Raw genomic sequence first — 12290 nt, 5'->3', positions numbered from 1 at the left:
TTCCGGCGTGATGAAGACGTCCATTGTAGCGGCCTGCCGGTGCTGTCGCAGGCCGAGCCGGCACCGCCTGGCGCAGGCTCGGCGGTGTCGTCGCGGCTTACCGGACCTGCTGGCAGAACTGGTCGTAGTTCGCCTGCGCCGAGGCGATCTGCTGCTTGCGCTGGGCGTCGTCGAGCGCGACGGTCTTGCCGTTTTGCTGCATCACCACCGGACCGCCGCCCTGCAACGCGGCGAGATTGGTTTTCAGCGCCGCGCACATCTTGTCGCGGTTTTCCGGCGTGTTGGCCACCGGCCTGGCCGGTTCGGCCGGGGTCTCGCTGCCGGGCGCCGTTCTGGCGGTGGCCGGCGCGGCCAGTGGTTCCACCGTGCCGGTGGTGGTCACCTTCTGATACTTCGTGCCCTGTGTCGGTGGCGCTTCGGCGTAGTGCACGGTGCCGCTGGCATCCGTCCACTTGTAGACCTGGGCGGCGGCCAGCGGGGCAAGCAGCAGCAGCGCCACGGCAATCAGCGAACGATGCATGGTGTTCTCCATTTCGCGGGGATATGACGGTTCACCTTGTTATCACTCCGGCGTGCCGGACTCAAGCAGCCGATGGTTTACACTGCGCGCATCCCGTCACGGTCTTGATTCATGAGCGAGCCACCGCCCGTACGCCCGCCTCGTCACCGGGGTATTTACCTGCTGCCGAACCTGTTCACCACGGGGGCGATGTTTGCGGGTTTCTACGCGATCATCGCCAGCATCGGCGGCCGTTACACCGAGGCGGCGGTCGCGGTATTCATTGCCGCGCTGCTGGACGGCATGGACGGCCGCGTGGCGCGCATGACCGGCACCCAGACCGAATTCGGCGTGCAGTACGACTCGCTGTCGGACCTGGTCAGCTTCGGCCTGGCGCCGGCGCTGGTGATGTATACGTGGTCGCTGTCCACGCTGCGCGATTTCGGCCCGCTGTGGGGCAAGCTGGGCTGGGCCGCCGCGTTCATCTACGCCGCCTGCGCCGCGTTGCGGCTGGCGCGCTTCAATACCCAGGTCGGCGTGGCCGACAAGCGTTACTTCCAGGGGCTGGCCAGCCCGGCGGCGGCGGCGGTGTGCATGTCGTTCGTGTGGAGCGTGGACAAGTTCGGCCTGGCCGGCAGCGATTTCTGCTTCATCACGCCGGTGATCGCGATCGTGGTCGGCCTGCTGATGGTCAGCCGCTTCCGCTATTTCAGCTTCAAGTCGCTGCCGATGGGCGATCGCCAGCGGGTGCCGTTCGTGTGGATGGTGGTCGCGGTGCTGCTGCTGGCCTTGCTGATCCTGGACACGCCGCGCGTGCTGTTCGCCGGCTTCACGCTCTATCTGTTGTCCGGCCCGGTATGGACCATCTGGAGCCTGGCCACGCATCGGCGCCGGGTGCGGCGCAGCGCGGCATGAACGCGGCGGCATGCCAGCACGCCGATGCCGGTCATCGCGCCCGCGTGCTGCGCGCGCTGGGCGTGACGCCGTGGCAGCGTCGGACGACGCCGGCGGCGATCGCTGCGGCTGCGCCGGAATCCGTCGCTTCCGCGGCCCTGGACGCGGTGGCGGGCACGCGCTGTGTGGTGGTGTTGCCGCAGGGCTGCAGCGCGCGCGAACTCGACTTGCTCGGTCGCGCGTTGAGTGCATGCGGCGCCGCGCTGGCGCGTGCCGCGCGGGTCACGGTGAGCGGCGGCCAGCTGGCTGCCGGCGTGCCCGAGGCCCGCGCCTACCTGGTGCTGGGTGAAGCCCAGGCGCATGCGCTGGGCCGTGCATTGCCGGCGGCGGTGATGCACCAGGCGCAGATCGTGCTGGCCGACGAGCCGGCGCTGCTGCTTGCCAGTGCCGGCGCCAAACGGCGGCTGTGGAACGCGCTGCGCAGCGTGCGCCGTGCACTGGCCGCTGCGAGCGGCTGAGCGTCATGGTCGCGGTGATCAAGCCGGTGATCCAGGTGCGCGGCATGCGGACCGAGGACCTGGACACGGTCAGTGCACTGGAAAATGCCTCCTACGAGTTTCCGTGGTCGGCGGGCATCTTCAGCGACTGCCTGAAGGCCGGTCATCCGTGCTGGGTGTTGTGCGTGGACGAGGCGATCGCCGGCTACGGCATCCTGTCGACGGGCGCCGGCGAGGCGCACGTGCTGAACCTGTGCATCGGACCGGACTGGCGTGGCCGTGGCCTGGGCCGCCACCTGCTGGGCCGGCTGCTGGACATCGCGCGCTGGAACGGCGCCGGGCGGGTATTCCTCGAGGTGCGCCCGTCGAACCCGCTGGCGAAGGCGCTGTACGAGTCGGTGGGCTTCCGCGAGATCGGCCGCCGGCCGCGCTACTACCCCGCGCGCCACGGGCGCGAAGATGCGATCGTGATGGTGCTGGAGCCGCAGCTCCCCTAGCGTGGGCGTCCGGCGGGGCGCTGCAACCCGGCTTGCCATGCGGGCGGGATGGCGGCGGGTGTTAGCATGCAGCCCGCGTTCCGCACCGGGTGTCGTCCATGCAAGAGCAGTTTTCGACCGACTGGTTCCACCACAACATCCCGCATTGGGAGCAGTGGCTCGCTTCCTTGCGCGGCAAATCCGGCCTGCGCGCCCTGGAGATCGGCAGCTTCGAGGGGCGTTCGACCCTCTGGCTGTGCGAGAACATTCTGACCGCCACGGACAGTTCGATCGACTGCCTGGATTTCTTCCAGGTCGATCCGGTCTATGGCGACTACCACGCCCGCTTTCGTGCCAACACGGCGGCCTGGCGCGAACGGATCCGGGAGTTCCAGGGATCGAGCTTCGACTCATTGCGGCGCGTCGAAGGTCCCTACGACATCGCCTACATCGACGGGTGGCATTCCGCCTTTGGTGCACTGGCTGACGGCGTCATGGCGTGGCCCCTGCTCAAGGTTGGTGGCGTGATGATCTTCGACGACTACCTATGGGTGCCGCCGAAGCTGGGGCCGCCACCGCGTCCAGGCTGGTTGGCGCGCAAGTGGCTGCGCTGGTCGGGTCGCCAGTGGCGGACCGAGGGACTGAAGAAGCAGATCGAAAGCGTGAAGACCGAAACGCCCAAGCTCGGTGTGGACGGGCTGCTGGCCACGCTGGACGGCTATTACGAATTGCTGGGCATCAGCAACCAGCTGGCGGTGCGCAAGACGCGCGACTTCTCGCCCGGGCAGGTCGGCCACGACACCTGAGGTCCGGGCGGGCGGCGGGAAGCAATCCGTTGCAGCCGCCCGCGCGTCACCGAGCGGCAGCAACGAGCCCGCCGCCTGCTCAACCCAGCTTCTGCGCCTGCTCGCGTAGCGCGCCCAGTGTGCTGTTCCAGTCAGCGACGCGCTGGCGCTCCTGCGCGACCACCTCGGCCGGTGCGTTGGCGACGAAGCTGGCATTGCCGAGCTTGCCTTCGCACTTCCTGATCTCGACTTCGATGCGGGCGATTTCCTTGGCCAGCCGCGTCTTTTCGGCGCCGAGGTCGATCAGCCCGGCGAGCGGGATCAGCACGCGCAGCGTGCCGACCACGGCGGCGGCCGCGGCGGGTTCCGCAGCCCCGGCTTCGATCCACCACGGCGCTTCGGTGCGGGCAAGGAAGGCGATCTGGGCAGCGAACTTCGCCACGCGGGCACGGTCGCCGGCGTCGCCGCCGGCAAGCAGCAGCGGGATCGTCTTGCCGGGCGAGATGTTCATTTCGGAACGGATCTTGCGGACGCCCGAAAGCACGTTCTTGAACCACTCGATTTCGGCTGTGGCCGCGTCGTCGGCAACGATGTCTTCGGCACGCGGCCACGGTCGCTGCATCAGGCTGCCTTCGCCGAGGCCGAGCATCGGCGCCACCGACGCCCACACTTCCTCGGTGATGAACGGGATCACCGGATGCAGCGCACGCAGCACGCTTTCCAGCACCACCAGCAAGGTGTGGCGGGCCGAGGTGGCCGCCGCGGTGTCGTCGCCGTTCAAGGCCGGCTTCGACAGCTCCAGGAACCAGTCGCAGTACTCGTTCCAGACGAATTCGTACAGTGCCTGCGCCAGCAGGTCGAAGCGGTAGCTGACGAAGTGCTGCTCGACCTCGCCCAGCGTCTGCTTGAGGCGGGTGAGGATCCACCGCTCGGCTTCGGTCACCGGCGCACCGGCCGGTGCGGCGATCGCGCCTTCCGGCAGGTTCATCAGCACGAACCGCGCCGCGTTCCACAACTTGTTGCAGAACGCCTTGTAGCCTTCGGCGCGCTTGATGTCGAAGTTGATGGTGCGGCTGTAGCTGGCCAGCGCGGCGAAGGTGAAGCGCAGCGCGTCCGTGCCGATCGCGGGGATGCCGTCGGGGTAGTCCTTGCGGATGCGCTTTTCCACTTTGGCGCGCACCTGCGGGATCAGCAGCGACCGGGTGGATTTCTCCACCAGCGGTTCCAGCGCGATGCCGTCGATCAGGTCCAGCGGGTCCAGCGTGTTGCCCTTGGACTTGGACATCTTCTGGCCTTCCGCGTCGCGCACGATGGCGTTGATGTAGACCTCGCGGAACGGGATGCGGCCGGTGAAATACTTGGTCGCCATCACCATCCGCGCGACCCAGAAGAAGATGATGTCGAAGCCGGTGACCAGCACGGCACTGGGCAGGAAGATCTGGTCCTGCTCCCAGTTCGCGACGATCTCGCCGCGCTCGTTCTTGACCGGGCCGTTCGCCGGCCAGCCCAGCGTGGAGAACGGCCACAGCGCGGAGCTGAACCAGGTGTCCAGCACGTCGTCGTCCTGGCGCAGCGCACCGACCGGCGCGGTGCCGGCGCTGGCGCGCGCATCCGCCTCGTCCTCGCCGACGAAGATGTTGCCCGCCTCGTCGTACCACGCCGGGATGCGGTGGCCCCACCACAGCTGGCGGCTGATGCACCAGTCCTGGATGTTGTCCAGCCATTGCGTGTAGGTGGTCGCCCAGTTCTCCGGCACGAACTTGATGTCGCCGTTGCGCACGGCGTCCAGCGCAGGCTGGGTGATCGCCTTGCGGCCGCCGGGACGTCCATCCTTCTGCACGTCCGAAGTCAGATCGACGAACCACTGGTCGGTCAGCATCGGCTCGATCACCGCGTCCGAGCGCTGGCTCACCGGCACCTGCAGCTTGTGCGGCTTGGTTTCCACCAACAGGCCGGAGGCTTCGAGGTCGGCCAGCACGGCCTTGCGCGCGTCGTAGCGGTCGAGGCCGCGGTATTTCGGCGGCGCGTTGTCGTTGACCTTCGCATCCAGCGTGAAGATGGTGATCGGCGGCAGCTGGTGGCGCTGGCCGATCGCGTAGTCGTTGAAGTCGTGCGCCGGGGTGATCTTCACGCAGCCGGTACCGAAGTCCTTGTCGACGTAATCGTCGGCGATCACCGGAATCTCGCGATCGGTCAGCGGCAGCTTCAGCGTCTTGCCGACCAGGTGCGCGTAGCGCTCGTCCTCCGGGTGCACGGCCACGGCGACGTCGCCCAGCATGGTTTCCGGCCGGGTCGTGGCAACCACCAGGCTGTCATCGCTGCCGGTGACGGTATAGCGGATCGACCACAGGTGGCCGTCGCGCTCGACGTTGTTCACCTCGAGGTCGGAAACGGCGGTGCCCAGTACCGGATCCCAGTTCACCAGCCGGTTGCCGCGATAGATCAGTCCCGCGCGGTACCAGTCGATGAACACCTTGCGCACCGCGGCCGACAGCCCCTCGTCCATGGTGAAACGCTCGCGCGACCAGTCCGCGGCGGCGCCGATGCGGCGCATCTGGTTGGTGATGGTGGAGCCGGACGCTTCCTTCCACTGCCACACCCGCTCGACGAACGCGTCGCGGCCAAGGTCGTGCCGGGTCTTGTCCTCGGCCGCGAGCTGGTTCTCCACGATCTTCTGGGTGGCGATGCCGGCGTGATCGGTGCCGACCTGCCACAGCGTGTTGAAGCCGCGCATGCGGTGGTAGCGCACCAGCATGTCCATCACCGTCTGCTGGAACGCATGCCCCATGTGCAGCGTGCCGGTGACGTTCGGCGGCGGCAGCAGGATGCAATACGGCTCGCCCTGGCCCGACGGCCTGAACGCGCCACTGGCTTCCCAGCGTGCGTACCACGTCGACTCGATCCGGGCGGGTTCGAAACTCTTGTCCATCAGGGGACTCGCAATGGCGCGCCGTGGCCGGCGCGTGAGGGTAGAAGCAAAGAGGGCAATTGTACGGGGCGGGCGGCTGGCTGCCAAAAGCCCGCCCAGCCGCTCAGGGCAGCAACTCGATGCCGAAGCGGCGTACCAGCAGGGCGAACAGGCCAAAGCAGGCCACGGTGATCAGCACGCAGGCGAGCAGGGTAGGCCAGAAGCCGAGACGCGGCAGCAGCGCCGGGAAGGCCAGGAACATCGGCAACGTGGGCACCACGTACCAGAACGTGTACCAGGCGTGGTTGGCGATCTTCGCCGGCGATTGATGTTCCAGCTGCAGCCAGATCAGGGCCAGCACGGTGACCAGCGGCAGCGCGGCGATCAGGCCGCCGAGGCGATCGCTGCGCTTGGCTGCCTCCGAGACGATCACCACCACGGCGGCGGTGATCAGGTACTTGCTGACGAGCCAGGCCATGCGCCGCTCCTCCGCTCAGGCGCCGCGCAACGCGCGCCCGTAAGCATGCACTTCATCGACCAGCACCTTCAGGTGCTCGGGATCCACTTCCGGCGTGATGCCGTGGCCGAGGTTGAACACGTGGCCGGGGTGGTTGCCGTAGCTGTCCAGCACGGCACGGGCCTCGCGGCGGATCACTTCGGGACTGGCGCGCATCACGGCAGGGTCGAGGTTGCCTTGCAGGGCGACCTTGCCGGCCACCGCACGGCGGGCGTCGGCGAGGTCGATGGTCCAGTCCACGCCGAGCGCGGCGCAGCCCGAGTCCGCCATCTCGGCCAGGTGCATGCCGGCGCCCTTGGAGAACAGGATCACCGGCAGCTCGCGTGCGGTCGGGTCGGCCTTCAGCGCGGCCACGATCTGCGCCATGCTGCGCAGCGAGAATTCGCGGAACGGTGCCGGGCCGAGCAGGCCGCCCCAGGTGTCGAAGATCATCAGCGCCTGCGCACCGGCTTCGGCCTGCGCGATCAGGTAGGCGGCGACCGCGCGGGCCAGCGTGTCGAGCAACTGGTGGGCGAGCTTCGGCTCGTTCCAGCACATCGCCTTCAGCGTGGCGAAGTCGCGCGAACCGTGGCCTTCGACCATGTAGCAGGCCAGCGTCCACGGGCTGCCGGAGAAGCCGATCAGCGGCGCGCGGCCATGCAGCTCGCGGCGGATCAGCCGCACCGCGTCCATCACGTAGCGCAGCTCGCCGTCCATGTCGGGCACGGCGAGTTTGTCGATGTCGGCCGCCGTGCGCAGCGGGCGCGCGAACTGCGGGCCCTCGCCGTGGGCGAACGACAGGCCCAGGCCCATCGCGTCGGGGATGGTGAGGATGTCGGAGAACAGGATCGCCGCATCCAGCTCGAAGCGCTCGAGTGGCTGCAGGGTCACTTCGCAGGCGTATTCGGGATGCTGCGCCAGGCCCAGGAAGCTGCCGGCGCGTTCGCGGGTGGCGCGGTATTCGGGCAGGTAGCGGCCGGCCTGGCGCATCACCCAGATCGGCGTGGTGTCGGTGGGTTCGCGGCGCAGTGCGCGCAGGAAGCGGTCGTTCTTCAACACGTCGGTCATGTCAATCAGCGTCCGTACGGGCCTTCCAGCCCCTGGGCAAACATCAGGCGGAAGCCACGCTTGAGCTGGGCGTCGCGGGCTTTCTCGAAAGCGGCGACGGCCTCGTCGCGCTCCAGGAACTGTTCGCGCTTCATCGTGGCGCGGCCGCCCTGGGTGCCCGATTCGCGGTACAGCGTCCAGCCGCCGAGCAGGTCCTGTTCCAGCGTGATCTGGACGTAGCGGGGTGCGTCGGCACTGCCGGGCACGGTTTGCAGGTAGAGGCGCATGGGTTCCAGGGTGCAGCACGAACAGGCGCGTGGCCGGACGACACAGTTTATAGGATTTGCGCGCAGACACCCGCGGCCCGCCCGGGCCATGGCGTCACACGCGGCGATTCATCCCGCGTCTTGCAGCACGGCCAGTACGTCGGCCTCGTGCACGCCGCCGACGATCTCGGCCCGGCCGATGCCACGCCACAGGATCAGCCGCAAGGCGCCGGCGGTGTTCTTCTTGTCCAGCCGCATCAGTGCCAGCAACTGCGGCGGATCCACCCCGGGTGGGATCGCCACCGGCAGACCGAGGCTTTCCAGCAGGCGCTGCAGGCGGGCGGTAGCGGCCGCGTCGCTCATGCCGAGGCGCTCGGACAGCCGGGCGGCCAGCCGCATGCCGATCGCCACGCCCTCGCCGTGCAGCAGGGCGGTGTAGTGGCCGGCGGTTTCCAGGGCGTGGCCGAAGGTGTGGCCGAAGTTGAGCAGCGCGCGTTCGCCTTGCTCGGTTTCGTCGCGCGCAACCACGCCGGCCTTGTAGGTGACCTTGCGCGCGATCGCTTCCATCACTGTGGCGGGATCCCGCGCGGCGAGTGCGGCGGCGTGCCGTTCCAGCCAGGCGAAGAACGGCTCGTCGCCGATCGCCGCACCCTTCACCACCTCGGCCAGGCCGGCGCGGTATTCGCGCTCGGGCAGGGTCGCCAGGGTGTCGATGTCGGCGATCACCGCGCGCGGCTGGTGGAACGCGCCGGCGAGGTTCTTGCCGACCGGCAGGTTCACGCCGGTCTTGCCGCCGACCGAGGAGTCGACCATCGCCAGCAAGGTGGTCGGCATCTGGATGAAGTCGATGCCGCGCATCCAGCACGCCGCGCTGAAGCCGGCCAGGTCGCCGACCACGCCGCCGCCCAGCGCGATCACGCAGGCGTCGCGGGTGGCGCCGAGTGCGCCCAGTGCTTCCAGCGCGCGGCCCACGTTGGCGAACGTCTTGTGCATCTCGCCGTCGTCGAGCAGGAACGACGACCAACGCAGCCCGTCCAGCCCCGCCTCGATGCGCGGCAGGTACAGCGGCGCCACCGTGGTGTTGCTGACCACCAGCGCGTGCCGGCCGCGCAGCATCGCGCGCCAGCGCGCGTGGTCGCCGAGCAGGCCGGCGCCGATCCACACCGGATAGCTGCGCTGGCCGAGGGCGACGGTGATGGTCTGTGGTGTGGAGTCGTTCATGCCGTCTGCCTGGGGGCCGCGCCGCGGCGCTGCCAATGGTGGTCGATCAGCGCGATGCAGCGTTCGCCGGCGGTGGCGACGCTGCCGTGCTCGCCGGGTACCGCGAGATCGGCCAGTTCGCGGTAGAGCGGCTCGCGCACCTGCGCCATCGCCTGCAGCCGCTCGCGGCGGTCGGGTACCGCCAGCAGCGGGCGGCGGTGGTCGCGCTCCAGCCGTTCCAGTTGCTGTTCGATCGTGGTCTGCAGCCACACCACGTAGCCGCGCTCGCGCAGAAGCTGCCGGTTGGGGGCGGTGAGCACCACGCCGGCGCCGGTGGCCAGCAGCACGCCGGCGCGACGGCTGCATTCGTCCAGCAACGCACTCTCGCGCTGGCGGAAACCCGCCTCGCCCTCGATCTCGAACACCCTGTTCACGTCCACGCCGCAATGACGCTCGATCTCCTGATCGAGATCGACGAAGCTCAGGCCATAATGCGCGGCAAGCCGTCGCCCGATCGAGGTCTTGCCGGCACCGGTGGGACCGATGAGGAACAGGTTGGACGACGGGTTCATGGGCAGATGCTAACAGGGCAGGTCGGCCCGGGCAGCGCAACGGGAGGATGGTGGTGAGCGAACGTGTCCTGCTGGCCGGGTGCGGCGATCTGGGCGAACGCGTGGCGCAACGCCTGCGCGCGCGCGGCGACGAGGTCTGGGCGCTGCGGCGCCGGCCGCCGGCGCGCGGCGGGCACGGCATCCACTGGCTGCGCGGCGACCTGGCCGATCCGGCCAGCCTGCATGGACTGCCGGCCGGGATCACCCGGCTGGTCTATCTGCCGGCGCCGACGACGCGCGACAAGGCGACGTACCGCGCGATCTTCGTCGATGGCCTGCGCCACCTGCTCGACGCGCTCGATACCCGCAAGCTGGCACAGGTGCTGTTCGTCTCGTCCAGCGCCGTATACGGCGAGCACGACGGCGACTGGGTCGACGAGACCACCGCGACCGACCCGCCGGGATTCAACGGTGCGGTGCTGCTCGAAGCCGAGCAATGGCTGGCGCAGCAGCCGCTGCCGGCGACCGTGCTGCGGCTGGCCGGGTTGTACGGGCCGGGCCGGCTGCAGCTGATCGAGCGGCTGCGCACGGGGCAGGCGCGGGTGCCGCGCGAGACGCCGCACTGGGCCAACCGGATCCACGTCGACGATGCCGCCGCGGCGATCGTGCACCTGCTGGGCCTGAAGTCGCCGCAGCCGTTGTACCTCGGCGTGGACGACACGCCGATGCCGCTCGACGAACTGTATGACTTCCTCGCCGTGCTGATCGACGCGCCGCTGCCGGCCGAGGGCGCGGCGCCGACCGGCGTGGGCAGCAAGCGGCTGAGCAACGCCCGGCTGCGCGCCAGCGGCTGGGCACCGCAATGGCCGGATGCGCGCGAAGGCTACGCCATGCTGCTCGACGGCTGAACCATCCACCGAAGGAGAACCGCCATGGCCAACACCGTTCCGCATCACCAGGTCAGCACCGCCAACGAGATTCCCGGCTGCCGCATCGTGCGTTCGCTCGGCATCGTGCGCGGCATCACCGTGCGTTCGCGCAGCGTGGTCGGCAACCTCGGCGCGGCGCTGCAGACCATCGTCGGCGGCAACATCTCGATCTATACCGAGCTGTGCGAGAAGGCGCGCGAGGAGGCGTTCGAGTTGATGTTGCGGCACGCCGCCGCGATGGGCGCGAACGGCGTGGTGGCGATGCGCTACGACGCCAACGAGGTGGCCCAGGGCGTCACCGAGGTGCTGGCCTACGGCACGGCGGTGCAGGTGGAAGCGTCAACGTGAGGTGATTTTGCAGTGCGGCTTGCCCCCGCGGACGGCGGCGGAACAGACTCGGGTTTCGGGGCGGGGGAGCGTCGCGTGCCGCTTGCACGATTCCACCGGAGATTGACGCCATGTCGGTAGCCAAGGTCATCGAAATCAATGCCTCGTCCAGCAAGAGCATGGAAGACGCCGTGCAGCACGGCCTGAAGAAGGCCGCCGAGTCGGTGAAGAACATCAAGAGCGCCTGGGTCAACGAGATCAAGGCGGTGACGAAGGACGACGGCACGATCACCGAGTGGCGCGTCAACATGAAGGTCAACTTCATCGTCGACTGAGCGCCCCGCACCGGCGGAGTCGACGCAACGCACGCTTCGCCGGTATCCGGCTCAGCCGTGGCTGAGGCCGGTGACGTGGCGGTCGTCGTCGTACTCCACGCAGGTGTCGGCCAGCGCCGGCAGAGTGGCCAGGGCGTGCCGGCTGAGTCGCTCGAAGTGCGCCAGGAACCGCTCCATCGCGCTCGCGTCCATCGCCAGCGGCGCGTGCCGCGCCAGCAGTTCCTGTTCCTGCTCGCCGCGCCAGCGGCGCACGATCTCCCAGCTCGGCGCCTGCAGCACGATCAGCGCGTCGAACTTGCGCCACAGCGGCTGGTAGCCGCGCAGCTGCTTGTTGACCCAGTGCCGCCAGCTGCTGTCGGGATCTTCGCTGCGCTCCAGTTCGTTGACCGGCCGGGCCAGCGCGGCCTGCAGCTGCGGCCGGATGCCCAGCGCCCAGCCTTCCACGATCACCAGCTTCGGCGGCCGCGTGGTGCGCGGCCAGCGCGATGGCGGGAAGCGGGTGTCGCGGCCCTTGTCGAAGCGCGGGTGCGATACCGGCAGCTTGTCCGAGGCGTGCGGCAGGGCGGCCAGCACCGACATCAGCAACTCGATCTCGTGCGTGCCCGGTACGCCGCGGCTGCGCAGCAGCGGGTGCACGTCGCGCGCCAGCGCCTCGCGCTCGCTGCGGGCGTAGTAGAAGTCGTCCAGCGAGAGCACCTCGGTGGCCCAGCCGCGGGCCTCGGCCTGCGCTTTCATCACCCGCGCCAGGGTGCTCTTGCCGCTGCCCTGCAGGCCGGACAGGCCAATGATGTACGGGCGGCGCGAGCGGGCGATGCGCCCGGCGTACTGGTCGAGCAGGTGGCCGGCGAGGGCCTCGTTCTGCAGGTCGGCGTGGGACGTCATCCGCGGCACACCGTGGTTCCGGGAGGGATTTCCGCCACCGGCAGGCCGCGGCGGCGGAGCTTGGTGCCGGTGGGCATGTCGCTGCCCTCTTCACGTTTCGTGGCGGAAGATGGCGTCGCCATCCGGGCCGGTCGGGTACTGGAGGGATGGGGCATTGCACTATTATCGGTCGGATTCATCCGCGCCATGATGGCGCGT

15 protein-coding genes are annotated in these 12290 nt (G+C 69.1%); 7 read left to right on the top strand and 8 right to left on the bottom strand.

The window, feature by feature from the left end; genetic code table 11:
• Positions 1-97: 97 nt before the first annotated feature.
• Positions 98-520: a DUF4124 domain-containing protein gene (locus RHOOR92_RS0116925; RefSeq protein ID WP_037115705.1), complete on the bottom strand. Its 423-nt coding sequence runs from the start codon at positions 518-520 to the stop codon at positions 98-100.
• Positions 521-631: 111 nt separating this feature from the next.
• Here RHOOR92_RS0116925 and RHOOR92_RS0116920 point away from each other — a divergent pair, with 111 nt between their 5' ends.
• From RHOOR92_RS0116920 to RHOOR92_RS0116900, 4 genes are all read left to right on the top strand, one after another.
• Complete coding sequence (locus RHOOR92_RS0116920; protein ID WP_027485720.1) at positions 632-1414, top strand: phosphatidylcholine/phosphatidylserine synthase; 783 nt, start codon at positions 632-634, stop codon at positions 1412-1414.
• Positions 1411-1911, top strand: a complete 501-nt coding sequence (locus RHOOR92_RS18905) for a hypothetical protein (protein WP_037115703.1) — start codon at positions 1411-1413, stop codon at positions 1909-1911. The genes RHOOR92_RS0116920 and RHOOR92_RS18905 overlap by 4 nt, the downstream gene beginning before the upstream one ends.
• A 5-nt stretch (positions 1912-1916) precedes the next feature.
• Complete coding sequence (rimI, locus tag RHOOR92_RS0116905) at positions 1917-2387, top strand: ribosomal protein S18-alanine N-acetyltransferase (protein ID WP_007507090.1); 471 nt, start codon at positions 1917-1919, stop codon at positions 2385-2387.
• 98 nt (positions 2388-2485) lie between these two features.
• A complete protein-coding gene (locus RHOOR92_RS0116900; protein WP_027490783.1) occupies positions 2486-3172 on the top strand; it encodes a class I SAM-dependent methyltransferase in 687 nt (228 codons plus the stop codon).
• 79 nt (positions 3173-3251) lie between these two features.
• On the opposite strand, the gene RHOOR92_RS0116895 is transcribed toward RHOOR92_RS0116900, so the two are convergent.
• The 6 genes from RHOOR92_RS0116895 to RHOOR92_RS0116870 form a co-directional block, all read right to left on the bottom strand.
• The gene (locus RHOOR92_RS0116895; RefSeq protein WP_027490782.1) at positions 3252-6080 is read right to left on the bottom strand and encodes a valine--tRNA ligase; all 2829 of its coding nucleotides are present in this window, start codon (positions 6078-6080) and stop codon (positions 3252-3254) included.
• 103 nt (positions 6081-6183) lie between these two features.
• A complete protein-coding gene (locus RHOOR92_RS0116890; protein ID WP_007507085.1) occupies positions 6184-6537 on the bottom strand; it encodes a DUF3147 family protein in 354 nt (117 codons plus the stop codon).
• A gap of 15 nt (positions 6538-6552) precedes the next feature.
• A complete protein-coding gene (gene hemE, locus RHOOR92_RS0116885; protein ID WP_015446984.1) occupies positions 6553-7623 on the bottom strand; it encodes a uroporphyrinogen decarboxylase in 1071 nt (356 codons plus the stop codon).
• Between the two features lie 5 nt (positions 7624-7628).
• A complete protein-coding gene (locus RHOOR92_RS0116880) occupies positions 7629-7889 on the bottom strand; it encodes a WGR domain-containing protein (protein WP_007507081.1) in 261 nt (86 codons plus the stop codon).
• Between the two features lie 108 nt (positions 7890-7997).
• Positions 7998-9089, bottom strand: a complete 1092-nt coding sequence (aroB, locus tag RHOOR92_RS0116875) for a 3-dehydroquinate synthase (RefSeq protein WP_015446985.1) — start codon at positions 9087-9089, stop codon at positions 7998-8000.
• Positions 9086-9640 (bottom strand): shikimate kinase, encoded by a 555-nt coding sequence (locus RHOOR92_RS0116870; RefSeq protein WP_015446986.1) that lies wholly within the window; start codon positions 9638-9640, stop codon positions 9086-9088. The genes aroB and RHOOR92_RS0116870 overlap by 4 nt, the downstream gene beginning before the upstream one ends.
• 53 nt (positions 9641-9693) lie before the next feature.
• Here RHOOR92_RS0116870 and RHOOR92_RS0116865 point away from each other — a divergent pair, with 53 nt between their 5' ends.
• From RHOOR92_RS0116865 to RHOOR92_RS0116855, 3 genes are all read left to right on the top strand, one after another.
• A complete protein-coding gene (locus tag RHOOR92_RS0116865) occupies positions 9694-10527 on the top strand; it encodes an SDR family oxidoreductase (RefSeq protein WP_015446987.1) in 834 nt (277 codons plus the stop codon).
• A 24-nt stretch (positions 10528-10551) separates the two neighbouring features.
• The gene (locus RHOOR92_RS0116860) at positions 10552-10896 is read left to right on the top strand and encodes a YbjQ family protein (protein ID WP_007507073.1); all 345 of its coding nucleotides are present in this window, start codon (positions 10552-10554) and stop codon (positions 10894-10896) included.
• 110 nt (positions 10897-11006) lie between these two features.
• Positions 11007-11210, top strand: coding sequence for a dodecin family protein (locus RHOOR92_RS0116855; RefSeq protein ID WP_015446988.1), 204 nt, complete (start codon positions 11007-11009; stop codon positions 11208-11210).
• A gap of 51 nt (positions 11211-11261) precedes the next feature.
• Here RHOOR92_RS0116855 and RHOOR92_RS0116850 read toward each other — a convergent pair whose 3' ends face one another.
• Positions 11262-12092: a kinase gene (locus tag RHOOR92_RS0116850; protein WP_015446989.1), complete on the bottom strand. Its 831-nt coding sequence runs from the start codon at positions 12090-12092 to the stop codon at positions 11262-11264.
• Between the last annotated feature and the right edge of the window lie 198 nt (positions 12093-12290).

It is taken from the genome of Rhodanobacter sp. OR92 (assembly GCF_000427545.1).
GTDB lineage: Bacteria > Pseudomonadota > Gammaproteobacteria > Xanthomonadales > Rhodanobacteraceae > Rhodanobacter > Rhodanobacter denitrificans.
The sequence above is the reverse complement of the archived record's forward strand: the minus strand, read 5'-3'. Positions and strand labels throughout refer to the sequence as shown.

Bases quoted from the DNA above. Each gene is read 5' to 3' on its own strand.
- RHOOR92_RS0116925 (WP_037115705.1), bottom strand. From the start codon at position 520: ATGCATCGTTCGCTGATTGCCGTGGCGCTGCTGCTGCTTGCCCCGCTG.
- RHOOR92_RS0116920 (WP_027485720.1), top strand. From the start codon at position 632: ATGAGCGAGCCACCGCCCGTACGCCCGCCTCGTCACCGGGGTATTTAC.
- RHOOR92_RS18905 (WP_037115703.1), top strand. From the start codon at position 1,411: ATGAACGCGGCGGCATGCCAGCACGCCGATGCCGGTCATCGCGCCCGC.
- rimI (WP_007507090.1), top strand. From the start codon at position 1,917: ATGGTCGCGGTGATCAAGCCGGTGATCCAGGTGCGCGGCATGCGGACC.
- RHOOR92_RS0116900 (WP_027490783.1), top strand. From the start codon at position 2,486: ATGCAAGAGCAGTTTTCGACCGACTGGTTCCACCACAACATCCCGCAT.
- RHOOR92_RS0116895 (WP_027490782.1), bottom strand. From the start codon at position 6,080: ATGGACAAGAGTTTCGAACCCGCCCGGATCGAGTCGACGTGGTACGCA.
- RHOOR92_RS0116890 (WP_007507085.1), bottom strand. From the start codon at position 6,537: ATGGCCTGGCTCGTCAGCAAGTACCTGATCACCGCCGCCGTGGTGGTG.
- hemE (WP_015446984.1), bottom strand. From the start codon at position 7,623: ATGACCGACGTGTTGAAGAACGACCGCTTCCTGCGCGCACTGCGCCGC.
- RHOOR92_RS0116880 (WP_007507081.1), bottom strand. From the start codon at position 7,889: ATGCGCCTCTACCTGCAAACCGTGCCCGGCAGTGCCGACGCACCCCGC.
- aroB (WP_015446985.1), bottom strand. From the start codon at position 9,089: ATGAACGACTCCACACCACAGACCATCACCGTCGCCCTCGGCCAGCGC.
- RHOOR92_RS0116870 (WP_015446986.1), bottom strand. From the start codon at position 9,640: ATGAACCCGTCGTCCAACCTGTTCCTCATCGGTCCCACCGGTGCCGGC.
- RHOOR92_RS0116860 (WP_007507073.1), top strand. From the start codon at position 10,552: ATGGCCAACACCGTTCCGCATCACCAGGTCAGCACCGCCAACGAGATT.
- RHOOR92_RS0116855 (WP_015446988.1), top strand. From the start codon at position 11,007: ATGTCGGTAGCCAAGGTCATCGAAATCAATGCCTCGTCCAGCAAGAGC.
- RHOOR92_RS0116850 (WP_015446989.1), bottom strand. From the start codon at position 12,092: ATGACGTCCCACGCCGACCTGCAGAACGAGGCCCTCGCCGGCCACCTG.